Below are 23,654 nucleotides of genomic sequence, written 5' to 3'. Positions count from 1 at the left end.
AATCTTCTGTAAAATGTAGAATAATATAGAAAGGAGGAGAATTTTATTGAATGTAAAACGAGTACGAATCTGGTCATTTATCGTGTTGGTTGTCCTTTTGTTCACTACAGCACTGCCGGCCGGGGCTTTTGCTAAGGGTCCTCCTCATCATTCTGACGATGAAGTAGCTTATGGAGGGGAAGGAATGGTAGCCACTGCTCACCCGGCTGCCTCGGAAATTGGTGCAGAGGTTCTCCGTAAAGGGGGAACGGCCATGGATGCAGCAATTGCTATACAGCTTGCGCTAAACGTGGCCGAACCGATGATGTCAGGCATTGGCGGTGGAGGTTTTATGATGGTGTATGATGCTGAGAAGGACGATGTCTCGATCATTGACAGCCGTGAGCGTGCTCCCGCTGGCGCGGAGCCGGATATGTTCCTTGATGAGAACGGTAATGTTATTCCCTTTTCCGAACGACATATTACCGGGGATGCTGTCGGGGTTCCCGGGACGTTAAAAGGCTTAATGACAGCCTATGACGAATGGGGGACCCGGCCTTTCAATCAATTAATCAATCCCGCCATTAAACTTGCACAAAATGGGGTAGAAGTAAATAGTGTTCTGGCTGAAGCCATTGATGATAATCAATATGAATTATCAAGAAGCGCAGCAAAAGATGTCTTTTTACCTGGGGGTGAGCCTTTACAGGAAGGAGAAAAGCTTGTCCAAAAAGACCTGGCCGATACATTTAAACTCATTCGTAAAGACGGCTTAGATGCTTTTTACGGAGGTGAAATTGGACAGGCTCTTGCAGATACGGTTCAGGATTTTGGCGGCACTATGACATCTGATGATCTTGAGAACTATCAACTTACAATAGATGAGCCTGTAACGGGGACTTACCGGGGCTACGAAATTGCTTCAATGCCGCCGCCAAGCTCTGGAGGCCTGACTGTTCTTCAAATGCTCAAAATGCTTGAAGGATTTGATATAAGTGAATATGATGTAAGATCACCTGAAAAATATCATTTAATGGCAGAAGCGATGCACCTCGCTTATGCTGATCGAAATGCTTATATTGGAGATACGCAGTTTGTGGATGTACCGATGGAAGGAATGTTAAATGAAGAATACTTAGCAGAACGAGCTTCCCTTATCGAACTGGGTCAGGCTAATGATAATATCGAACCAGGTGACCCATGGGATTATCAAGGCGGGGATTCAGAGCCTGCAGCCAGTAGTGAGGACGACCGTGAAATTGGGGAGACCACCCATTTTAGTGTAGCGGATAAATGGGGGAATCACGTGTCCTATACGACAACGATTGAGCAGGTATTCGGGACTGGGATTATGGTGCCGGAATACGGTTTTATGCTGAATAATGAGTTAACGGATTTCAATGCAATCCCGGGAGGACCTAACCAGGTGGAGCCTGACAAACGACCGATGAGCAGCATGACGCCTACCATGGTGTTTAAAGACGGTGAACCTTATCTGTCGCTGGGTTCCCCTGGCGGCCCTACGATCATCACTTCTGTCTTTCAAACGCTTGTTAATGTAATCGATTATGATATGCCGTTGAAGGATGCGATAGAGGAACCGAGAATATACAGTGCCTCTTATCCTCAAATTAGGTGGGAAGAGGGCATTCCGGATAATGCGAGAGCTACAATGGAAGACTGGGGACACCAATGGCAGAGCAGCCCAGGAGAAATTGGGAACGTACAGGCTGTAAGAGTTCTTGAAGACGGCAGTTACGAAGGTGCAGCCGATTCATCAAGGGCCGGTACAGCCATTGGGCTAGACAAAACAGCAGGAAAAAATAAATAACACCTCTGCAAAAAAACAAGGCTGTCGAGAAAGTTCTCGACAGCTTTAATTTTTGGCATTTTTACTTAAGTTTGATCTTTCCGTACACTAAAGAACGGGATAGGCTGATTTATTGTCGCTCGTCCGGATAGGAAAATGTTTTCGAAACAAGTGCTGATGACAGCTGCCTACCCGAACATGAAGGAGATTGTCCATAAACTATCCAAGATGACCCATATGAAGGAGAGTCTTTTTCTCTATGAAAAGAAATTCTAAGGAGCGGCCCCCTTCCACTCCTGCGGAAGAACGAGTGAGCCGAGATCGCCAAGCGTGGGTTTCGCGAGGAAGCTCGGGCGCTCGTCCGCTAAAAAGGGAAGGGGCTTTCGCTCCTGGCGGCAAGAAAAAAGCTTGTGGAGAAACAGGGGTTTCTCCACAAGCTGTAACGGAGTCCTGACAACTCGGGAGTCCGTTTTTGATATTACTGCTGAGGCTCATATACTGTGATAGTGCCCGGAACTTCTCCATAAAAAGATGGCCAACCCAAAAGGTTGACCAAACAGCAGTGTTATCCTCTTAATTGATTTTTAAAGAACAATACCGTTTCTAACTCATCTTCTCTGTCTTCAAAGATCTCCAATGCTTTTCCAACAGCAATAGAAAATTCGATATAGGCATTTCCTTCAGCGGTAATTAAGTTTTCGCTTACCGTCACATCTTTTTCACTCATGAAGTCTTCATTAAAATAGTGTGCATACTGAGGATTATCATCAATGGATGTTGAAAATTTCCTTTCTCGAAGGACGCCTGCTGCTGCAAGGAAGGCCGGCCCTCCGCAAATGGCTGCGATCTTTCTCCCCTGCTTATCAAAACTCTTGATGAGGTTCAACCCTCGTTCATCCTGATCAAAGGGGGCAGGCTCACCGCCGGGAATGATCAAAATATCGTAGTCAGCAGGTTCGCATGCTTCCATTTTCAGATCAGGTTTAACTGTGAAATTCCCCTGGTGTGTAACTTCATCACTTAATGCCGTCGTGTGAATATCGACGTCGGAAATGTTGAGCATGTAGGACAGAGGGCTGATCTCCCAATCCACATACCCTTCATATAAGAAGAATAATGCTTTCAACTCGTCAACCCCTCAATAGTTTTAGACTTAAGGACAAGTTACCTGGGTACCACCTTATTTGAATTTTTCATATGATCATCCCCTCGCGAGTTTATTTTTGAATATTCAGACATATTTATTTTACTGGATATTTGGTAAAAAGTTAAGGATGAGCACGGTAATATGTTGTCATTCATCTAAAGGAGCAGATAGGCAATTGGCGTGACGATGATCAACGTTAAGATCGTGCGCTCGATCCAGATGATGATTAACTTTGGAATGCTGATGGGAATATCCGTGGACAGGATACACGGAATCAAAGCGGAGAAGAACAAGACAGCTGATACGGACAAGGTTCCGATCACAAACTTTGTAATGAGCGGAGCTTCCGCAACTAACAGAGCAGGCAGGAACATCTCTGCAATTTCGATCGCTGAAGCTTTAGCAGCCAGTAATGGCTCAGGGATCTGCAGGGCCCATGTAAATGGATAGAAAATATAACCTACAATATCAAATACAGGGGTATATTCCGCTAGGACCAGTCCGAGCAAACCGACGGACATGATCGAGGGAAGAATAGCCATGGTCATAATAAAGCCGTCTTTTAAATTGAGCCCAATGTTCCTGCCAAGAGAAGGGGCCTGCCTGGATGCTTCCATCGCTTGCTGCCAGGCTGCCTTGATACGGTTTTCTTTGATCACTTCTTCCGGATGTCCTTCCTCGGTGTAATAGTCGTCGCTGATTTTATTTAAAGGCCAGATACGTACGGTAATCGCGGTTACAAGAAAGGTTACAAAGAGGGTGACCCAAAAGTAGGTATTCCAGATTTCCATAAGGCCGAGAGTTTTTGCTACGACAATCATGAAGGTGGCCGATACCGTTGAAAAACCTGTGGCGATGATCGTCGCTTCCTTGATCGTATATTTTCCTTCTTTGAACACACGGTTCGTAATCAATAGTCCTATCGAATAACTTCCTACGAAAGAGGCTACGGCATCGATCGCAGAGCGCCCCGGCGTTTTCCAAATCGGCCGCATGACGGGCTGCAGGAGAACACCAATAAACTCTAACAGCCCGTATCCAACCAGCAACGCCAAGAATATAGCGCCGATTGGGACTAATAGTCCGACGGGAATGACGAGATTTTCAAACAGAAAGGGGCCCATATTCGGATCAAACAGCCAGGCAGGACCTGCATCGACGACAAGCATGACTGCTGCGACCACACCGAGAATTTTAAAGAGGGATAGTGTCACGTTTACTCCATCTTTGTTCCAGGATTTGTTGATAAAAGGATAAATCGCACCAAGAATTATGACAATCAAGGCATAGTAAGGGATAAGTTCAGGAAAAGTCGTTTGGAGAAAAGTGACCATATGATCAAGCGGGATGGACGAGTTGCCGTCAATTGTTATAGGCATAAAAAAGGTAAAGATACCGATCAAACTCATGATAAAGAATTTACTGATGTTTCCTCTGTGCTTTAAGTGCTGATCTTGTGAAACAGTTGCTTTTCTTTGCTCCATAATAAAACCTCCAATTTCACAATATTAGGAAAATTCAACTTAAAAATGTACCTCAAGCCCATGCAGAGGACCTGAGGTTTGTTGTTATTTTTCACGCTGACAGTACCCTGTTAAAAATGAAAGCATTGTATGGACGGCAGCTTTTACATGCATTTCGCCGATATCCTTGCGCGGATCAAGACAGACAATGTCCATGGCCTTCACTTTTGGATGCTGCCCGGCCAGCTGAACGGCATCGAATAGCTCAGCGGTGTACATGCCACCCGGTGTGGCTGCTGGAGCACCTGGTCCATTTGTGATGTCCAGCACATCCATATCCACTGTCAAATAAATGGTGTCTACTTCTCCATTTAATGTTTCTAAAGCTTGCTGGATCGTCGTTTCGATTCCTTTTCTCCGCGCTTGCTTCATCGTAGTATAATGAACGCCTTTTTCATCGGCTAAATCCTTCAATTCGCGGGCATTGAAAAATCCATGCAATCCGATGTTGTGGACATGCTCTCCTTTGACTACTCCTCCCTCGAGCAGCTGTCGGATCGGGGTGCCGTTTGCCGGTCCGAGCGTGGAGGGATCCCGCAAATCAAAGTGGGTATCCAGTTGAAGGATGCCGATTTTCTCCTCCTGATGCGACTGCTTCCACCCTTTGACCAGCTGAGCCGTAATCGAGTGATCTCCTCCCATAACGAGGGGAAGCGTATGAGGATGATGGGAGCGCATCGCGGTCATAGCTTCGGTAATCCGCTCGTGGGTATAGGCGATATCTGTAACGTGCTGCTCGACATCTCCAAGGTCAACGATACGCAGTTGGGCCAGGTCAATGTCTTCGTCCAGATTATACGTACCAAATCCCTTCCATGCTTGGCGCAGGGCATCTGGATTTTCACTGGCGGAAGAAGAGCTAATGGACGACTTGGAAAGCGGTACGCCAAGTATTGTGACATCATACTCTGCCCAATTTGGCTCTTCTTCTGTCAACGTCTCAATCCATTCATGGACCTTCACATCTGACTTTGCTTCAGTCCGGGTATTCCAAACGAACTTCGGACGGTCTAGTTGAGGGTATGGATAGCTGCTCATTGCAGCTGCCCCCCAACAACGACAGGTTTTCCAGCTTTGATTACTGTATCGACATGGTTCATCCCATATTGGTAGGATAAGACCATGTAGTTCGGCACGTCAAAAATGGTAACATCACCTTTTTTGCCTTCTTCCAGGCTGCCCGCTTCTGTTGCTACTCCAATAGCATGAGCTGCGTTGATCGTTGATGCTGTTAACACCTCTTCAGGCGTCATTCCCATCATCAGGCATCCTAAGTTCATAATGAATGGCAGGGAAATCGTCGGTGAAGACCCAGGGTTCGCGTCTGTAGAGAGGGATACGGGTACGCCTGCATCAATCATGTTACGGCCGCGGGCGAATTCTGCCATCAGGAAAAACGCGGTCCCTGGAAGCAGCACGCCGACGACTCCTTGGTCAGCCATTGCTTGAATTCCTTTATCAGAGGCACGCAGCAGGTGGTCGGCAGAAATTGCCCCGACTTCGGCAGCTAGCTCAGCTCCAGCATATGGTTCAATTTCATCGGCATGGATTTTTGGAATGAGTCCGTGTTTTTTACCAGCTTCAAGAATTCGGCGGGATTGCTCTGGAGTGAAGACGCCGCGTTCACAAAAGACGTCATTAAACTTCGCCAATCCCTGCCTGGCGACTTCCGGAATCATCTCTTCAATCACGCGGTCCACAAACGCATCTGGATTGTTTTTCTCATCCATTGGCACGGCGTGGGCCCCCATGAATGTGGAAACAATATCGATGTTATGGCTTTCATGGAGCTGTTTCGCCACCTCCAATTGTTTGAGCTCATGTTCAAGCGTCAGTCCGTAGCCGCTTTTAGCCTCCACCGTGGTCACACCATGGAGGAAAAATTTATTTAAGCGGCTAATCGATTCCTCGAAAAGCTGTTCGTGGCTTGCCTTCTGTGTCGCACGAGTCGTAGCATGGATGCCGCCCCCGGCTTCCATAATATCCATATAGGATTTGCCTTTTAGGCGCATGGCGTATTCATTTTCCCTTGTTCCGGCGTGAACGAGATGAGTGTGCGGATCAATCAGACCCGGGCTCACCACTTTACCTGCGGCGTCGATTTCTTTCACAGCTTTGATGCGGTCAGTGTATTTTTTTTGAAGTTCAGAATCAGGACCGACGGCGGTTATTTTTCCGTCCTCAATCAATACACTTCCGTTCTCGATAATCTGCAAATCCGACATCGCTTCTTTTACAGCCGGCTTCTGCGAGTGACCGGCAAGCGTAATTAATTGAGCAGCGTTGCTTATATAAATGGACTGGGTCATTATTTCCCACCTCCCTGTTGGTTCAGCATTGGAATATTGACGCCTTTTTCACGTGCCGTATTTTCTGCCAGCTCATACCCTGCATCCACATGGCGGGCAATCCCCATCCCGGGATCTGAAGTTAATACCCGCTCAAGACGGGCTTCTGCGTCCTTCGTTCCATCTGCCACAATAACCATGCCTGCATGAAGCGAGTAGCCCATTCCTACCCCGCCTCCATGATGAACACTGACCCAGCTTGCTCCTCCTACACTGTTAATCAATGCATTTAAGATCGGCCAGTCTGCGACAGCATCACTGCCATCCTTCATACCTTCCGTTTCACGGTTAGGAGAGGCCACAGAGCCTGAGTCCAAGTGATCGCGGCCAATAACGATCGGGGCTTTCAATTCTCCGTTCGCTACCATATCGTTAATAATTTTCCCGAACCTGGCTCGCTCCCCGTAACCTAACCAGCAAATTCGGGAAGGGAGTCCTTGAAAGCTGATTTTTTCACGAGCCATCCGGATCCAATTGCACAGATGTTCATTATCACTGAACTCCCTTAGAATCACTTCGTCGGTTTTATAAATGTCTTCTGGATCCCCGGAAAGTGCTGCCCAGCGGAAAGGGCCTTTGCCTTCACAAAATTGCGGACGAATGTAGGCGGGAACAAATCCTGGAAAGTCAAAGGCATTCTCTACACCTTCATCTTCTGCCACTTGGCGGATGTTGTTTCCATAATCAAAGGTAACGGCTCCTTTTTCCATCATTTCAAGCATAGCTTTTACATGCTCTGCCATGGATGCCTTTGACAACGTGACGTATTTTTTTGCATCATGTTCTCTCAGATGGTCAGCTTCATCCAGTGATAATCCGGAAGGGACATAGCCATTTAAAGGATCATGAGCAGAGGTCTGGTCCGTTAATACGTCGGGAATAAATCCTTTAGCGATCATGTCTGGAAGAAGATCTGCTGCATTGCCCAGAAGACCAATCGATAATGGTTTTCCTTCCCTTTTGGCCTCTTCCGCTATACGGATGGCCTCATCTAATGAATCGGTTTTGATATCGGTATAACGGGTTTCAATTCGACGGTCGATCCGCCACTCATCCACTTCAATGGCAATGCAAACACCACCGTTCATCGTGACCGCGAGCGGTTGAGCCCCTCCCATTCCGCCAAGGCCGGCAGTTACTGTAATCGTATTTTTGAGTGTGTTATTGAAATGTTGCTTGCCAACTTCCGCAAAGGTTTCATACGTTCCCTGGACAATGCCCTGTGAACCGATGTAGATCCAGCTTCCCGCAGTCATTTGACCATACATCATGAGACCTTTCTTATCTAATTCATGAAAGGTATCCCAGTTGGCATACGCAGGTACAATATTTGAATTGGCGAGGAGAACTTTGGGTGCATCTTTGTGCGATTTAAATACAGCGACGGGCTTTCCTGATTGAACAAGGAGTGTCTCATCATCTTCAAGCTCCTTTAATGAGTGAACAATGGCATCGAAGCACTCCCAGTTTCTCGCCGCTTTTCCAATCCCGCCGTACACGACGAGTTCTTCCGGCTTTTCTGCCACTTCCGGGTCTAAATTATTCATTAACATGCGTAGTGCCGCTTCCTGCAGCCAGCCTTTTGTATTTAACTCCGTTCCACGATAACGAACCACTTTATCATTATTTACCTGTACCATGAAAATGGCCTCCCTTTAACTTTAGTCATTTAGTGAAGTGCACCAATTGTTTCTTCTACGACAGCAAGAATGTCTCCTGAATGAATCAAGTCTTTTATTGCTTCTATATCAGGATATAAATATTTATCTTCCGTCATTCTTGAGACGGATGGGGCGATACGTTCCAGTACGGCTTTTGAAGCAGAACCTGGCGTGAGGCTGCTTTCAATAAATGGATATGCATGATAGGCAGACAACAGTTCAATGGCTAAAATATATTCAAGCTTTTTCACAACTTCCCGCGCTTTTTTCGCTGAATTGTATCCCATGGCTACATAGTCCTCCTGATCCGCACAGGTTGGAATACTGTCCACAGTGGCCGGGTGAGATAACATTCTCATATCATTTAGTAATCCAGCCTGGGAGTACTGCGGGATCATCAAGCCTGAATTCAAGCCGGAACCCTGGATAAGAAAAGGCGGGTAGCCTGAAAGATGAGTGTTGATCAGCCGATTGTTTCTTCTTTCAGACATCTTGGCGATGGACGTTACCCCGATACATGCGGAGTCCAGCTCAATTCCGATATAGGAGGAGTCGCAGTTGCTCCCTGACATCGCACCCCCGTCCTCTTCATCCGGCCATAAAATCGGATTATCACAGCATGCATTCATTTCTATTTCGAAAGTAGATAAGGCATCATAAAGCGTTTTCTTCGCCGCTCCATGCAACTGAGGAATCGCCCTTATGGACAGGGCATCCTGGAGCCGATGATCGATCGATTGCCTGGCAATCATGGAATCCTCCAGCATCCGTCTTATGTTGGAAGCTGTGTTTCTTTGCTGCTCATGCGGGCGCACACTCATCAGACGATCGTCTAAAGCACGAGTCGTTCCTCTTAACACTTCTAAAGTCATCGCTGCGATGATATCAGCCGACTTGGCCGCCTTTACCATATCGTATAAGGCAAGGGCCCCAATTGCAGTCGGGCTCGTTGTTCCGTTTATTAAGGCCAGTCCTTCTTTAGCAGCCAATTCAACCGGCTCTAACCCGGCTTTAGCGAGGGCATCCTTCGCAGGCATGACCTCTCCTTCTATGCAGGCTTTTCCTTCACCGAGCAGCACTAAAGCGATATGGGCTTCTACATTTAAGTAACCTACCGAGCCTTCACGAGGAACAAAAGGGGTAACCCCGCGGTTTAACAGCTCTCGATACATTTCAAGGGTACGTAGTTGAACTCCTGAATACCCCTGCCCTAAATTTTGCAGCACCATAAGCATAATCGCTCTTACGCATTCTTCTTCAAGAGGCTCTCCAACGGATGCAGCATGCGACAGAAGAATATTTCTTTGTAACTGCTTCGTTTGATCAGTAGATATGACCTGCGTAGATAGAGCGCCAAATCCTGTATTGACTCCATACATTACCCTTCCTTGTTTCATCCGCTTGTTCAGCAGAGAACGGGAGTGTTCCACGCGTTGCCGGTAAGTATCGGAAAACTCTACATACGTACCATCACGTGCTACAGAGACAAACTCTTCTAAAGTCATCGTAGACCCAAGAGTCACCCCTTTTAGTTGTTGACTTGTCATGCAGCCTCCCTCTTTTCTATCTTTCAATTTTATCGACAAAGAACATTTTTATGGCAGAACAAACCTGAAGGACAAAAACAAACAGCACAGCTGATCCACCTAAGGCAGCTAAATATTTCACACCGTCCACGCCCTGTGCGCCTCCGGCAAAGGTAACCATTAAGAAAGCAACTGTCGCAATGGAAATCGCCCAAAGGAGCATTTTCCATTTTGCCGGTTCTTCATCATAGCGAATGTTGACGGTACATACCGTCGATATCGCCCGGACCATAGAGTCAGCTGCCGTGGCAAAAGAAAGAATGAGGACGATCATCACCACAGGGATAATGATGGCCGCCAGGGGCAGATTAGCTAAGAATGTCCATAAGCCTGCCACAGCTCCACTTTCTTCGATCGTTGAGATGAGGTCGACGGTACCGTTCTCCTGCCAATGCAAGGCTGTGCCGCCAAAGACTCCAAACCAGAGAATGCTGAAGACCGCCGGCAATATCCAGTTGATGAACATAAACTGACGAATCGTCCGCCCGTAGGAAATAATCGCGAGAAAGATCCCCATCAGCGGAGCATAAGCAATCCAGATCGCCCAGTCATACAATGTCCACCACATGACAAGAGCTTCTCCTCCTCTTACGCCGGGATCCAGTCCCCATCCCCAGAAATTCTCAAGCCAATAGGAAAACCCAGCTGTAGTCGAATTTAAGATGTATAAGGTCGGACCAATAACGATGAGGACAGCGAGAAGGATATAAAAGACCGTCGCATTCAAACTGGACATCCGGCGAATTCCTTTATTCAATCCTTTTAAAGCAGAAATGGTAAACAAACCAGTCGTAACCACCGCCAGTATAAACCAGACGACCGGTCCCTGAGATACTCCGTATGTCGTCGCAATGCCAGAGCCTACTAATGCCAGCCCTGCTCCAAGGGAAGAAGCGAGACCAAGAGCGATCGCTAAGACGGCGAGCGTGTCAATGATGCCCGGCCACACTCCTTTTGTGACTTTATTTCCAAACAAAGGCGTCAGCGTTCCTGAAACGGACAACTCCTGCTTGCGGTTAAAATACATATAAGCGACTACTAAACCACTGAGGGAGTACATCGCATAAGGAATAAAGGTCCAATTGTATAAAGAACGGCCCATGGCGAAAAAAGCTGCCGTCGAAGTCCCCGGCTCGACCCCCGTATTGGCCATTTCTCCATAAATGTTCCCGAAGTAGATAATCGGTTCATTAACCCCATAGGTTATGACTCCGGTTGCGATCCCTCCCGTCAGGGCCATCGCAAACCAGGCCCGAAACGGAAATTTCGGTTTAGCCTCTTCTCCGCCCAGGCGGACATTCCCTATTTTAGAAAACGTTACGATCCCTACAATAATCAGGGCCACAAGCGAGATGATTTGATAAAGCCATCCGAGCCCCTTTAGTGATCCGGTAAACCCATTCATAGATATTTCAGTTAACAATTCGTTGTTTACAATTCCTAGAACTGCTCCTCCTCCAACAATTAAAAATGACGGAACAAATACAGATTTTCTCGTTTTATTTTTTTTCTCCAGCGAGGGCTCCGTATTCTGTTCCTTATTGGCAGCCAGTGACATGTTTATATCCCCCTTCTCTGTTTAATTGAAAAACCCACCTATACCTCTCATCAAAAAAGATAAAGAAGTAGATTTAAGACAACGCTTTCATAAAATGATTCATAATCCTATCCTTCTTTATATTAATCTATTAAAAATTATAAAAGATTGATTTTTCAAAAAATAGATGATAAATTTTCGAAATTCATAAAATTCTTTCGAAAATACCAATAATATTCCTTTAATTTGATTTAATAGTATAAATTATTTTGTCTTTTTATATTTTCTTTAGGTTTTGTTCCTCATATGCTCCCGATATTCACGAGGAGCCATCGTAGTGATTTCTTTAAACAACTTTGTAAAATAACTGGGATGACGGAAACCTGCTTGTTCAGCAACTTCTTTAATAGAAAGCTCAGTCCCCGTTAACAACTGTTTCGCTTCCTCCACACGCTTATTCGCCAATTGCTGCCGGAAAGAGACTCCTTGCTTTTTCATTAACAAATGGCTGAAATATGCCGGACTTCTCCCAACCGCATCTGCCACTTTCTGCAAGGTTAAATCAGGGTCAGCGTAGTGGTTTTCAATATAGAGAATCCCTCTCTCGATCACGTCCTTCTTCGAAAACACTTCCCCCGTATTCGAACGGTCAAGCAGCTCATAAAGAAACAGCAGCATTTCCTGCACAATTCGATACAACACCCGGTTAAATAGAATTTCAGAAAAAATTCTCATATAATGCTCTTCCATTTCTCCCTGATCAAGCTGGTAGATTTTCATGAATCGCCTCACCTGGGCCAGAATGCTTGTCAGTCTGATTCTCAGCTTCTCTGGATTGGGAAATGGAGTTTCCATTTGCAAAAACTCTTGATGCATCGTATGTTTAATTTTTTGTTTATCAAAATTGTTTAACATTTCTACCCATTCGCGCTGCTCTACTGACGTGAGAAATGGGTCGATCTCATGCCACGAATCATAAGCTTCATTCGGCAGGATTACCTGGCTGTAGCCGATAAAGAACGTAATATCCAGCAGCCTCCTGGCTGATAAATACATATCATGGATCGTTTTGTGGACATGATTCGGCGGAATGATAACGGCAGCAAGCGGATCCATATGAGTGGCTTCCCAGTCTTTTAAAACTTTCCAGGCTTCTTCTCTTAAATGGTGGGTTGGTTCTCTAAACAAACAAACCACCATATCTGATAAAGGAAGCAGTATCGGGGTTTCGCGAAACGAAAAGTATTTCGAAAACTTATATAAGTCTGCGAGTTTTTTATTATTTTCTGGATGCAGCAGCATTAAGCCGATGTCCCCGTGGTTTAAATCCCGGTCTATAAACAGCGACCGATAAGAGTACTCCTCTTCATCGTTAGCTGCCGAAGAAGACGGAATGCTGTCTCGTTTAGAGGCCAGTGACAGGGCCATCCTGATGCTTTGATTAATATTGACTGGATCGAGCGGTTTAACGAGTAAATCTACACACCCTAATCCAATTGCCTGCTTGGCACGCTCAAATGTAGCTTCTGCCGTAACAGCAATGGTTTTGGGGGAATACTTGTTTACATTCCTTCTCACCAGGGGCAAGTTTTCATTTGAAATCATATCCAGCTCAAGATACAGGAGATCCGGCATTTCTTTTTCAAGTAACGTGACTGTTTCCTTAACTGTGTGGGCGATGAAGACCTCGTCCACTGGAATCGAATAGGTAGCAATCAGCCATTCAATGGCAATACTTTCATTTTTATCCCTTTCGGCTATTACGATTTTCAAAGCTGTCACCACCTTTGTTTTCTTTTAGAGCAACCTTTGAATACCCCAACTATACACCAATCCCCGCTGACTCAAAAGCAAGAAAAGAGCGGCTCCCTGTTGTTGGGCAGCCGCTCTGATTCTATGCACTCGCGCAATTAAATATATTACATACTCATAATATCTATAATTAGAACAAAAAATATATTTTTTACTGTTGTTTCTGGGCGATTAAAACATAGATGGACGCTGCAGGATACACTTTCTTACTGACTTTAAATCCCGCTTTGTTTAATTCCTGCTCCATTTTGGCGGAGCTGATTCTTGGGTGGTTTTTATCTGGAGTCTCCTCTTCTTCTAATTCAACACAGGCCAGGTAACCATTTACTTTAAGAACCTGGTTGATCCGCTGTAAGGTTTCAGGCAAAGGCTGGATTTCATGGAGGACTAACGAAGCCAGTACGATATCCAGTGAATAATTGGATAAAGAGGCATCCCTCAACTCTCCTTGAAGAAACCGAATATTTTTAAGTTCCTCCTGCTCCGCTTTAGATTCAGCAATTTGTAGAATATTGGGATCGATATCCAGTGCGTAGACGATGCCGTTGGTGGCTTTGGCCGCCGGTATCGTTAAAAATCCTGTGCCCGCTCCAATATCTAAAATCGTATCGTTTTTATGAATAGGGAGCAGTTCGAACAGGCTTTCTGGAGAGAATTGGTCTCTTCGTTTCCTGCTGTCTAAATACTCTACCTTTTTGGTTAATTGGTGCCTAGGATCGGATTTACTACACTTTTTCATATAATTCTCCTTTTTTTCGTTTAATAGTTTTCAGTCAGTCAGTTCGGCACAACATCTCTTAGCTGGCTCAGTCTTCGACCTTGTGATCACAATCTTGCTCCATTTTCTCAGCTATATCGATGAGAAATTTGCCAGCGAGGTCGTCTTTCATGTTTTGCTCAGCCTCTATCATTACACTTTCAATCAGGCAGTCTTCATTATGATCCAGAGAACAGTTAAATAAATTGGACTCTCCTTCGACGGTTTGGATGACGTCTAAGAATGAAATTTCAGCTTTCGGTTTTGAAACCTTATACCCTCCTTTCACTCCTGGAGTGGATTCAATTAACCCGCCTTTAGCAAGTTTGGTTAATATTTTTGACAGGTAGGTTGAAGAAAGATTCTGCATTTCTGCCAAGCTTTGAACCCCTACCGTCCTTCCTTTTGGCAAGGTCAGTAGATACACCATCGTGTGTAATGCATAGTTGGTGGCTTTGGAATATTTCATAATTCGCTCCTTTAATAAAGATATCAGAGACTCTTTTTATCTATAATTTAATAGTAGCATCTTCTTACAGACGCGTCAACAAAGCTGCCCCAGTCATTAAAAAGGGCGGTTACTTTTTAATGAATAACCGCTCCTATAGATGAATCTATCTATTTATCATTTAAGCCTTTCCCATCAAGAATCTGCGGAATCCATTTTTCCACCCTTGACTCCCGGGTTTGTGCCCTTTTGGCTTTAGAAAAATATAGAACGTAGGCTCTCTGCCGTCCCGGCGTCAATTCTTCAAAAGCCGTTTGTAAAGCAGGAATTTCATCAAATTTATTTTGAAGCTCTTCAGGAATTTCGATTTCGGTGTTCTTTTCCACTTTCAAGCCGGCTTTTTCAACTTCCACAGCTTCTTCAATATAAGCTTTCAGGATCGAGTCCAATTCAACGATATCTTCCACATTCGTAAACCGTATTTGGCGGGCCGACTGGACATTCTCCGTTTGCTGAATAAGAATCCCATGTGAATCCTTAAGCAGGGCGCCTTTATGAAAAAGAAAAGCACAGTAATCTTTAAAACCATGGATAAGAACGATATTTTTCCCATCGAGGGTGTAGCAAGGGTGATTCCACTTCATTTCTTCGGTCAATTGACAGGCAAGTGCGATCTCTCTCATTTTCTTAAATTCAGCCTGCCACTTTTCAGCTTTCCTTATATATTCATCAACCTCAGGATTCCTACTGCTGTTTACCATTATATAAGCACTCCTTTTCATTTTTTATATTTTTCCTGACTTACTGCTTCGAACGGTTGTAAAATGTTCTTCTACCATCATCTCCGAATTCTTTCGCCTTCATAATAAGCGCTGTATTACTTCTAATATACAGGAAAGGTCGATCAGCTTTTATAGGTTAATAGACCCAGAAAAACAACAAAGAAATACCAATTGGACAAACATACAAGCAAACTTGTCTTTTTTTCATAATGTAGGTTGAGGTGAAAAAATGAAAAACATAATCTTATTTGCCGATACAGGGATAGATGATGCGATTGCGCTCGTTTACGCGTTGAAAAGCCCGGAAGTCAATCTGATTGGGGTGGTGAGCGGCTACGGGAACATTGAGCGGGAAAAAGCGTTTAGGAATGTCGAGTACTTATTGGAACTCGCAGGGCGTACAGATATTCCTGTCATCGCTGGGGCGACACGTCCCCTGAGTGGAGAAGACCCAGACTTTTTTCCGGAAATTCACGGCATAGAAGGTCTGGGGCCGATTGACCCTCCCATTCCGGAAGAACGTTATGCTAATCGTACGAATTTCAGTAAGTTGTTCAGCTTAATTAAGGACCATCGTAATGAGGTCACGATCGTCAATGTGGGACGGTGCACTTCTTTAGCCATTGCCCATTATTTGAGCCCTGAAGTGATGGCAGATGTTAAAGAAACTTATGTCATGGGAGGAGCTTTCAACGAACCCGGAAACGCGACCGAAGTAGCGGAAGCAAACTTTTTCGGTGATCCAATTGCTGCTCATTACATTTGTCAAAATGCTGCCAACCTGACCATCGTACCTTTAAATGCCACGAGGAATGCCCTGTTGACCCCAAGAGAGGTCAATCTTATTGATGCTCGTTCCGATTCACCTTTAGAAAAGTTAATTAAACCGATCTTAGATTTCTATTATGAGGTCTATCAACAACTGGAGCCGGGGATTTCTGGAACTCCTCAACATGATCTGGCCGCTTTAATGGCCGCGCTTGATATCAGCGGTCTGTATGAGTACAGCAAACGAGAGGTTACTGTTGAACATGAAGGCACCTATGCTTACGGTGAAAGTATTGCTGACTTCAGGCCGGGAACTAGTAATTGTTTTGGACCGAAATGCGCGCGTATTGCGTTAAGCATAAACCAGGATATATTTGTCACCAATGTGCTTCATGTCTTAACCAATGAGAGTTAACTAGACAGCAGCACCAACACTGAATCATCGGTGTAAAGCAGCCTATAAATGAATAAAGGAACTTCCAGCTACTCGCCCGAATAGGAAAATATATTCGCACATGTGCTGATGACAGCTGCCTGCCAGAACATAAAGAAGATTGTCCATAAACTATCCAAGATGAGCCAGGTGGAGGAGAGTCTTTTTCTGGATTTAAAAAAATTCTAAGGAGCGGGGCCCCTTCCACTCCTGCGGAAGAACGAGTGAGCCGAGATCGCCGAGCGTGGGTTTCGCGAGGAAGCTCGTGCGCTCGTCCGCTAAAAAGGGAAGGCGCCTTCGCTCCTGGCGGCAAGAAAAAAGCTTGCGGAAAAACAGGGGTTTCTCCACAAGCTGAAAGGAACTTCCTTCTGCAGGAAGTTCCTTATGTCTTTACGAGTTAGTTTTCGCCGCTCAATTCTACTAAGATTTTTGCCTGGGATTTATTGTTAGACAATTCCTCAAAGCCTTTCTCGACGATATCATTAAGCCCAATATGATCAGTAATAACTTCTTGTGGTTTTAACTGCCCTCTTGCCATTAAATCAATCGTCTGACGAAAACTTGTTGGTGTATAGGCAAGTGAAGACTTAATCGTAATGCCTTTCGCTGTCAGTTGAAATGGGTTCCATTCAATAGGACTGGCGAAGATGGATACCACGACCATAGTTCCTCGAGGTGTAGTCACTTCAACAGCCTGCTCAAAAGTCGCTCCTACACCAGCCACTTCAAAAGAAACGTCCACGCCTTCTGGTTCCAATTCCTTAATGGCTTCCACTGCGTTTACTTCTCCAGAATTAATAACGTTTGTAGCTCCCATTTGCTTTGCCTTTTCTAATCGTTCCTTCGATAGATCCAGAGCAATAATCCGGCTGGCACCAGCTGCTTTGGCCGCATCAATCGTTAATAAACCGATTGGTCCTGCCCCGAATACGGCCACTGTATCGCCGAAAAGAAGTTCAGCCTCTTTGACAGCCTGTACCGCTACTGCCGTCGGTTCGACTAAAGCACCATCCTGCAAAGAAAGCGGGTCCGGTAAGTGATACACATTCTTCTCCGGTACATTGGCAAATTTGGCAAACCCGCCATCCCCGCTTAAACCGATAAAAGCGAAGCCAAAGTAGGGATCCAGGTCTTCTGATTTCTTCCCAAACGTCAGTGTCGGATTAATCGTGACACGATCACCAGGCTTATAATCCTTCACCTCTGACCCTACTTCTTCTACAACTCCTGCGAATTCATGGCCCATAGTCAATGGAGTGGTCTCTCCCGTTAAAGGATCAGGTTTTTCCGTAGGGACAAATACAGGTCCCTCTTCGTACTCATGGAGATCACTGCCACAAATTCCAGCCCAGGCAACTTTCACTTTGACTTCCGAATCTTTAAGCTCTCTTAATTCAGTTTCTTCGACTCGAAGATCTTTTTGGCCATGCCATACAGCTGCTTTCACTGTAACCCCCTCCTATAAGTAAGTATCTTAGGTAGTTTACCCGAAGTTTTTATCGAGTTAACGTATCATTTTGTTCTGTATTAACGGTTAAACTTCTTACGGACAGTCTTGATTTCTTACTCTCTCAATAAGACGCCCTGCTTATACATTCCTTCTGTATGCATAACCAGACCCTTATTAACCCAAGCTTAATATGTGAGCCGTCTATAACACAGGAAATATATTTGAGATCTACATCCATCAGTTTCCTTTCCAGCTATAATACGCGGAACCTATTTTCGCAAAATAATAATAAGGGGTTTGATAAAGTGAATACATCTGAGCTTATATTGAGAGTTTTATTATCTTTCCTTGTGCTTTTTATTCTTACTAGAATTATGGGAAGAAAAGAAATAAGCCAAATGACTTTTTTCAACTTTGTGTCAGCCATAGCTATAGGATCGATTACTGCGAACTTAGCAGTGAATGCCAATCTAAGTAAAACAAACGGCGTCACCGCACTAATTTTATGGACGGCCTTTACTCTAGTTATGGGCATTATCGATATAAAATCGAAAAGAGCTCGTAAAATAACAACAGGTGAACCCATTATTGTGATTAAAGAAGGACGGGTTATGGAAGACGCCCTTCGATCCACTCGGTTTGATATTGACGCTCTCCGCACCTTACTAAGACAAAAAAATATTTTCACTCTGCAAGAGGTACAATTTGCTATATTTGAGACCAGCGGCAAGCTTTCTGTGATGAAGTATGAAAGCAATCAGCCTGCAACGAAGAAAGACTTAAACATCTTTCCTACAGATAATATTTACCCTCTTGCCACCGAAGTAATTAGTGACGGGAAAATAATTCCCCAAAATTTACAAAGGTTAGGGAAGGACGAAAACTGGCTGTATCGGCAGCTGGAAAGCCTGAACCAATCAAACCTTGAGCAAATTTTTTACGCAGAGGTTCTCCCGAACGGGACATTATATATCGACAGAAAAGATGATGAAATGACTCAGTAATCTTGGGGAGTTCTTATTAAGGAAGATAATCACTTGCAGAGATCTGTTTATTTAAAGGGAGGTGTTGCTTAATGGCTAAAAAAGCTTTGACAGAAAAACAAAAGAACAAGAAATCAATTCAATACTATAGAAGATGCCAAAGATGCGGACGTCCTCGTGGAGTACTTCGTAAATTCAGACTATGTAGAATCTGCTTTAGAGAACTCGCCCACAAAGGGCAAATCCCAGGAGTTAAAAAGGCTAGCTGGTAATTATAGAAAAGCTGTTTTAATCAAAGGGGTCGGCGTTAAAACAGCTTTTCATTATTAAAAGCAATTGGAACTTATGTTTATATTTCCGCTTTCTAAGGACCTCAAGGTGATCACCTATTCCTACATCTTATTACAATGCAAAAAAGTAATCCCCTAAGTATACAAAAGGGGATTACTTTGAGAGTTTTATGAAGATTTTACCCAATATGCCGCCTCATTCTCTGAAGGAGAAGGCGGGAACTGATCTCCTTCATTAAGATTGATTTCTGTATTATCCTGTGCGGAATTGCCGTTCTGCAGCTTGTCTACTTTATACTTACCGCTTTCTGGAGCTTTTTCACCTGTTTTATACTGTTTGTTATTTGCCATGATTAAGCACCTCCGTTATAATTTGGGTAAGAAATTGTTTATGCCAGTAACCAATTTCTTAAGACCTTTACATTTGAGTCACTGCGGCTGTAATTATGAGCTTCGGTTGGATCCGCTGCTTGAGTTACGGCCGCCTTTTTGTCCAATTTTTTCATAATGTTCTTCACCGTATTTTTCACTGGTGGTTTCCCCACCTTTTTGGCCGATGTTCTCAAAGTGTTTCTGGTCATATTCCTGGCTGGTTGTTTCGCCGCCTTTTTGGCCTATCTCTTCATAGAAGTCCTGACCGTGTTCTTGAGAAGTGGTTTCTCCACCTTTTTGACCGATATTCTCAAAATGTTCCTGGTCGTATTTCTGACTTACTTTCTCTCCGCCTTTCTTTCCTGCTTCTTCCACACTCATCGTGTTTCTATTGTTGTTATTATTCTTAGCCATGGTATCTAGCCTCCTTCAAGTTTCAGTTTTATTATCTTACATTAAGGTACATTCTCGTTTTCCAGTAGAGTTAAACCATAAAAGTTCCCGCTAATTCGACTTGTAAAATGATTGAAATATTGGTAATTGTTTTTTAATAACAAATGCCGCTTATGGCCTGTTGACATTTTCTTATTACTAACATAACGCATAGGAGATCTTTTTGTCTCTATAACTCACACCAGAAAGTTTAATGCAACGCACATGCCTTGTGGCTAATAGCCTTCCCGTGAATAAGCTTTTTTCGCTTCATTTTTTAACGTTGTATCATGTATAAATTTGAGGACTGGACGTGTCCCCAGGAATAAACTCCCCAGAAGATAACAAAGATTTCCCCACAATGCCGTGATCGAAAAGAAGTTTAAACTGCTGCCCGTAATAAAGAACACTCCGACTAATACATCGTTAAAGAGAGAGATGAACTTATATCTTTTCCAGAAAAACACACGAAACCGGCCAGCTTTTAAATCTAAATAATTTTTATCCTCTGCTAATTTAGGCATTCTCCTTTCCCCTTTCTATTGTTATTCTCTGTATTACATTACCTACGTTTAGTTTCTTTTAAACGTATCCAATAAGAAAAGCCCCAACAACTGGGGGCTTTTCCGATCAGGATCCTCTTCCCTATATTTATTGTTTCATCAATTTTTTGGAGAGCGGATAAACCCCCAGACTCTGGACGACTAATGAAACCAACACGGCGGCAAATCCAAGCGATAGAATCAAACCGACTTCTTCCCCGCCCCTCGATTGGAGATTTAGGATAAGATAAATGGACATTGTTCCCTTTAGCCCTGACCAGGTAAGCATAATCGACTCTCGAGCGCTGATCTTTTGTCTCCAGTGCGGAAATAGCTGGGTTGTGCTGAATATGATCAGGAAACGTATGATCAAGGAGAGTACGAAGATGATGATAGCAAATCCCCAGGCACCAAATAAAAGATGCTGTGCCGATTGAATGCCGATTAAAAGAAAGATCAAAGCTAATACTGTCAGCTCAATGATATTCCAGAAACCATCCAGCTTGTCACGCAGGTCGTCTTCCTTGATCGCTCGTCCAAATTCAAAGGAAAGCATGATTCCGGCAAAAACCGTCGCCAGAACCCCGGAAAAATGAAAATGTTCGGCCAGGTTGAATACCCCAAACGCTAATACAATGGAAAGCATCACCTGATACTCTCGATTATGCGTAAAATGTACAGCCTTACTGACAAGCCATCCAAATAATAAACCAATCAAAGCACCGCCCAGGGACACGAACAGAAATTCACCTAAAAACGAGAAAAACCCAAATGATTTTTCTTCTGTGAGAATCCCCGCGAGAACGGTGAAGATGACGATACTTGTCCCATCATTGATCAAGGATTCCCCTTCCACTATGTCTGCCATTTTTTCATTCCCGGTCGAATTTTTCAGGATTGAAGTCACAGATACCGGGTCTGTCGGCGTCAAGATTGAAGCGATCATTAAAGCGCCGACAAATGATAACGAGACAAACGGTCCACTAAGCGCAAATATCGCTGCCCCAAGCAATGTAACGGTGAGCATGATCCCGATTGAAGCAAGTACACTGATGATCCCCGCATTTTCCTTATACCCTTTGGCAGGAAACCGATAGGCAGAGGAAAATAACAGAGGCGGCAGAAAAATATGATAAATCATGTTCTTGGTCACTTCGATTGATGCGAAATAAGGAATCAGCGAAAGGCCGATCCCTAGCAGGACCAGGATCGTCGGAACAGGGAAGTTTTTCTGTTTTTTATCGATGGTGAAGATAATATACCCAATGAAAATCAGTAAAATATAGTGCGTAGTCTGCAAGATGAACCCACCTCTCATTAAAATATGAAAACCTCCGGGTCCTGTGGAGGCAAAATTCTTGATAAGGACTAATTTCAGTTATAGTGGTTGATTATCCGATTTCCTGAGGACTGAAACTTCCACCATTCGGGAAAGTTTTTATTTACCATCCGAGTTTAAGGAAGCGGCCTTATTACCAAGAAATTCATTTTTAATGAGAAATAGTGGTTGGCAATACCATCGACTATGTGATTCTTGTTGAAGAAAAGCCTTTTAACTTTTCTTCCTACTGTCATATTCTTCCGATGTTGATTGAAAATAAGAAATGGAAATCCAGCCTGCTATGGAAAGCACTCCAACGATTACGACGGACCAAAACCCCATAATTATCCTCCTCAAATTATTATTAACTGCTCATACACAAGTAATTGCATCTCCATTTATTCTTTTTAGAAGTTAATAACCATACACCTCCTCCAATAATGGCAACAATTAGAACGAGGAAAAATACTTGGATTACTATGTCCCCAATATAAATAAAACCTCTTCCTTTCTTGAATAATTTTTTTCGCAGCTTTATGAGATCTAGGTGCAAACTTATTTTTTATGTAGGCTGGCCTTCGATTAATGATTCCATCATGAGAGCTGTACATTATATTTTTTGAAATTTTAATGGGTGTAACTTTTCTTATTCTTTTTAATAGATTCCGTAATAATTCCAACTATAATAGAAAATCCAGAAAACAATAAAACGTATATAGTAACACTTTATTATTAAAGTGTTTTCTCACAATTTCCTCCTATCCAACAAATCTTTATCTATTAAACCGATTCTATTTGAACCTTCTGTAAGAGACGATAACCAGAATCACCAGCGTCACTCCTAGTAGCATCATCACGAAAGGATTGACGGCTAAATTCATCAAGTGAAAAGGAGCGTCTTGTGCGTACTCCGCTTTTACCCCATTGCTATTGCTTTTTTTTACTGCTATTTCAGCATCGGTGGAAGTGCCTTCTATTTCATAGTAATTGGTACCTTTTGGATATACATTGGAAGCATTTCCGTAATAACTCCCTGTTCTCTCATTCGGTTTTGTGTTCACTTCTCCGATGACCTCTCCTATTTCTTCTTCAGGTATTATTTCTTCTGTTACATTGTAAACTTTTCCCTCCCATACAACGAAGGGAGCCCAGTCTAGCGCATGCACAGAGATAGACGAAAAAAGGAAAAAAGCTATAAATAATGAAGCTATTTTTTTCATAAGAACAAGCCTCCTTATGAATAGAAAACGGGCGTATTACTCAGACTGCCCACGCAGTCCTGAAACCATGAAAAAAATCCCTGCCGCCAATGAACCAATACTCAACGAAATCAACACATACCCTGCACTACCCAATACACTAAAGATGGCCTCAGACGACCAGCTGTTACGGTTAACAGAAAGAATCGCTGCCGTTATAAACTGGGCTGAAAGTAAAATGGCCGAAGTTAAGATAAAGAGTGCACCTGTAATCAGCTTATTACTATCTTGTAAATGCATGTTGCCCCTCCCGTTACTTAATTTTATAAATCGCAACTATGATTTCCCATATATTCCTATTTTTATCTTATAACGATACAAATTGTGAGTAGGTTTCATTATAACTGAGTTAAACATTGTTAGAAGAATTAAAAAAAGCGTTATCGAGGTTGTTCCTTCGATAACGCTTATTTA

Annotated in this window: 23 protein-coding genes; 5 read left to right on the top strand and 18 right to left on the bottom strand. The window is 43.7% G+C overall.

The genetic code is table 11. The features are described 5' to 3' along the window. Positions 1–46 precede the first annotated feature (46 nt). Together ggt and C1A12_RS04615 are read left to right on the top strand one after the other, a co-directional pair. Complete coding sequence (ggt, locus tag C1A12_RS04620) at positions 47–1,810, top strand: gamma-glutamyltransferase (RefSeq protein WP_101842663.1); 1,764 nt, start codon at positions 47–49, stop codon at positions 1,808–1,810. A 238-nt stretch (positions 1,811–2,048) separates the two neighbouring features. After that, on the top strand, positions 2,049–2,243 hold the full coding sequence (locus tag C1A12_RS04615) for a hypothetical protein (RefSeq protein ID WP_101842662.1): 195 nt from the start codon (positions 2,049–2,051) through the stop codon (positions 2,241–2,243). Between the two features lie 111 nt (positions 2,244–2,354). Here C1A12_RS04615 and C1A12_RS04610 read toward each other — a convergent pair whose 3' ends face one another. From C1A12_RS04610 to C1A12_RS04560, 11 genes are all read right to left on the bottom strand, one after another. Next, a complete protein-coding gene (locus C1A12_RS04610) occupies positions 2,355–2,915 on the bottom strand; it encodes a DJ-1/PfpI family protein (protein WP_101842661.1) in 561 nt (186 codons plus the stop codon). Between the two features lie 176 nt (positions 2,916–3,091). Then, positions 3,092–4,420, bottom strand: coding sequence for a YjiH family protein (locus C1A12_RS04605; protein WP_101842660.1), 1,329 nt, complete (start codon positions 4,418–4,420; stop codon positions 3,092–3,094). 84 nt (positions 4,421–4,504) lie between these two features. After that, positions 4,505–5,497 carry an agmatinase family protein gene (locus C1A12_RS04600; RefSeq protein ID WP_101842659.1) on the bottom strand — a complete coding sequence of 331 codons (993 nt, stop codon included), beginning with the start codon at positions 5,495–5,497 and terminating at the stop codon, positions 4,505–4,507. Beyond that, on the bottom strand, positions 5,494–6,768 hold the full coding sequence (gene hutI / locus C1A12_RS04595) for an imidazolonepropionase (protein WP_101842658.1): 1,275 nt from the start codon (positions 6,766–6,768) through the stop codon (positions 5,494–5,496). Before hutI ends, C1A12_RS04600 begins: the two co-directional genes overlap by 4 nt. After that, complete coding sequence (gene hutU, locus C1A12_RS04590; protein ID WP_101842657.1) at positions 6,768–8,447, bottom strand: urocanate hydratase; 1,680 nt, start codon at positions 8,445–8,447, stop codon at positions 6,768–6,770. The genes hutI and hutU overlap by 1 nt, the downstream gene beginning before the upstream one ends. Before the next feature lie 29 nt (positions 8,448–8,476). Next, positions 8,477–10,015 (bottom strand): histidine ammonia-lyase, encoded by a 1,539-nt coding sequence (gene hutH / locus C1A12_RS04585; RefSeq protein ID WP_101842656.1) that lies wholly within the window; start codon positions 10,013–10,015, stop codon positions 8,477–8,479. Positions 10,016–10,031: 16 nt separating this feature from the next. Continuing rightward, complete coding sequence (locus C1A12_RS04580; RefSeq protein ID WP_101842655.1) at positions 10,032–11,612, bottom strand: BCCT family transporter; 1,581 nt, start codon at positions 11,610–11,612, stop codon at positions 10,032–10,034. 267 nt (positions 11,613–11,879) lie between these two features. After that, the gene (locus tag C1A12_RS04575) at positions 11,880–13,373 is read right to left on the bottom strand and encodes a helix-turn-helix domain-containing protein (protein WP_235001536.1); all 1,494 of its coding nucleotides are present in this window, start codon (positions 13,371–13,373) and stop codon (positions 11,880–11,882) included. A 181-nt stretch (positions 13,374–13,554) separates the two neighbouring features. Further along, positions 13,555–14,142, bottom strand: a complete 588-nt coding sequence (locus C1A12_RS04570) for a class I SAM-dependent methyltransferase (RefSeq protein WP_101842653.1) — start codon at positions 14,140–14,142, stop codon at positions 13,555–13,557. 67 nt (positions 14,143–14,209) lie between these two features. Beyond that, positions 14,210–14,629 (bottom strand): Rrf2 family transcriptional regulator, encoded by a 420-nt coding sequence (locus C1A12_RS04565; RefSeq protein ID WP_101842652.1) that lies wholly within the window; start codon positions 14,627–14,629, stop codon positions 14,210–14,212. 149 nt (positions 14,630–14,778) lie between these two features. Continuing rightward, entirely contained in the window at positions 14,779–15,369 is a 591-nt protein-coding gene (locus C1A12_RS04560; protein WP_101842651.1) for a YdeI family protein, read from the bottom strand. A 250-nt stretch (positions 15,370–15,619) separates the two neighbouring features. Here C1A12_RS04560 and C1A12_RS04555 point away from each other — a divergent pair, with 250 nt between their 5' ends. Beyond that, the gene (locus C1A12_RS04555; RefSeq protein ID WP_101842650.1) at positions 15,620–16,573 is read left to right on the top strand and encodes a nucleoside hydrolase; all 954 of its coding nucleotides are present in this window, start codon (positions 15,620–15,622) and stop codon (positions 16,571–16,573) included. 415 nt (positions 16,574–16,988) lie between these two features. On the opposite strand, the gene C1A12_RS04550 is transcribed toward C1A12_RS04555, so the two are convergent. After that, entirely contained in the window at positions 16,989–18,038 is a 1,050-nt protein-coding gene (locus C1A12_RS04550; RefSeq protein WP_101842649.1) for a 2,3-butanediol dehydrogenase, read from the bottom strand. 308 nt (positions 18,039–18,346) lie between these two features. Here C1A12_RS04550 and C1A12_RS04545 point away from each other — a divergent pair, with 308 nt between their 5' ends. Further along, positions 18,347–19,045 (top strand): DUF421 domain-containing protein, encoded by a 699-nt coding sequence (locus C1A12_RS04545; RefSeq protein WP_101842648.1) that lies wholly within the window; start codon positions 18,347–18,349, stop codon positions 19,043–19,045. Positions 19,046–19,116: 71 nt separating this feature from the next. Continuing rightward, entirely contained in the window at positions 19,117–19,296 is a 180-nt protein-coding gene (locus tag C1A12_RS04540) for a type Z 30S ribosomal protein S14 (RefSeq protein ID WP_101842647.1), read from the top strand. 186 nt (positions 19,297–19,482) lie between these two features. On the opposite strand, the gene C1A12_RS04535 is transcribed toward C1A12_RS04540, so the two are convergent. From C1A12_RS04535 to C1A12_RS04510, 6 genes are all read right to left on the bottom strand, one after another. Beyond that, on the bottom strand, positions 19,483–19,665 hold the full coding sequence (locus C1A12_RS04535) for a YjzC family protein (RefSeq protein WP_101842646.1): 183 nt from the start codon (positions 19,663–19,665) through the stop codon (positions 19,483–19,485). Positions 19,666–19,758: 93 nt separating this feature from the next. Next, positions 19,759–20,100 carry a hypothetical protein gene (locus C1A12_RS04530; RefSeq protein ID WP_101842645.1) on the bottom strand — a complete coding sequence of 114 codons (342 nt, stop codon included), beginning with the start codon at positions 20,098–20,100 and terminating at the stop codon, positions 19,759–19,761. Positions 20,101–20,354: 254 nt separating this feature from the next. Then, complete coding sequence (locus C1A12_RS04525) at positions 20,355–20,642, bottom strand: YrhK family protein (RefSeq protein WP_101842644.1); 288 nt, start codon at positions 20,640–20,642, stop codon at positions 20,355–20,357. A gap of 127 nt (positions 20,643–20,769) precedes the next feature. Then, on the bottom strand, positions 20,770–21,960 hold the full coding sequence (locus C1A12_RS04520; RefSeq protein WP_101842643.1) for a sodium:proton antiporter: 1,191 nt from the start codon (positions 21,958–21,960) through the stop codon (positions 20,770–20,772). Positions 21,961–22,772: 812 nt separating this feature from the next. Continuing rightward, positions 22,773–23,201: a hypothetical protein gene (locus tag C1A12_RS04515; RefSeq protein WP_101842642.1), complete on the bottom strand. Its 429-nt coding sequence runs from the start codon at positions 23,199–23,201 to the stop codon at positions 22,773–22,775. 36 nt (positions 23,202–23,237) lie between these two features. Then, the gene (locus C1A12_RS04510) at positions 23,238–23,480 is read right to left on the bottom strand and encodes a hypothetical protein (RefSeq protein ID WP_101842641.1); all 243 of its coding nucleotides are present in this window, start codon (positions 23,478–23,480) and stop codon (positions 23,238–23,240) included. Positions 23,481–23,654: the final 174 nt, after the last annotated feature.

The organism is Halobacillus sp. Marseille-P3879 (assembly GCF_900240285.1).
GTDB lineage: Bacteria > Bacillota > Bacilli > Bacillales > Halobacillaceae > Halobacillus_A.
This window is presented reverse-complemented; position numbering and strand designations above follow the sequence as displayed.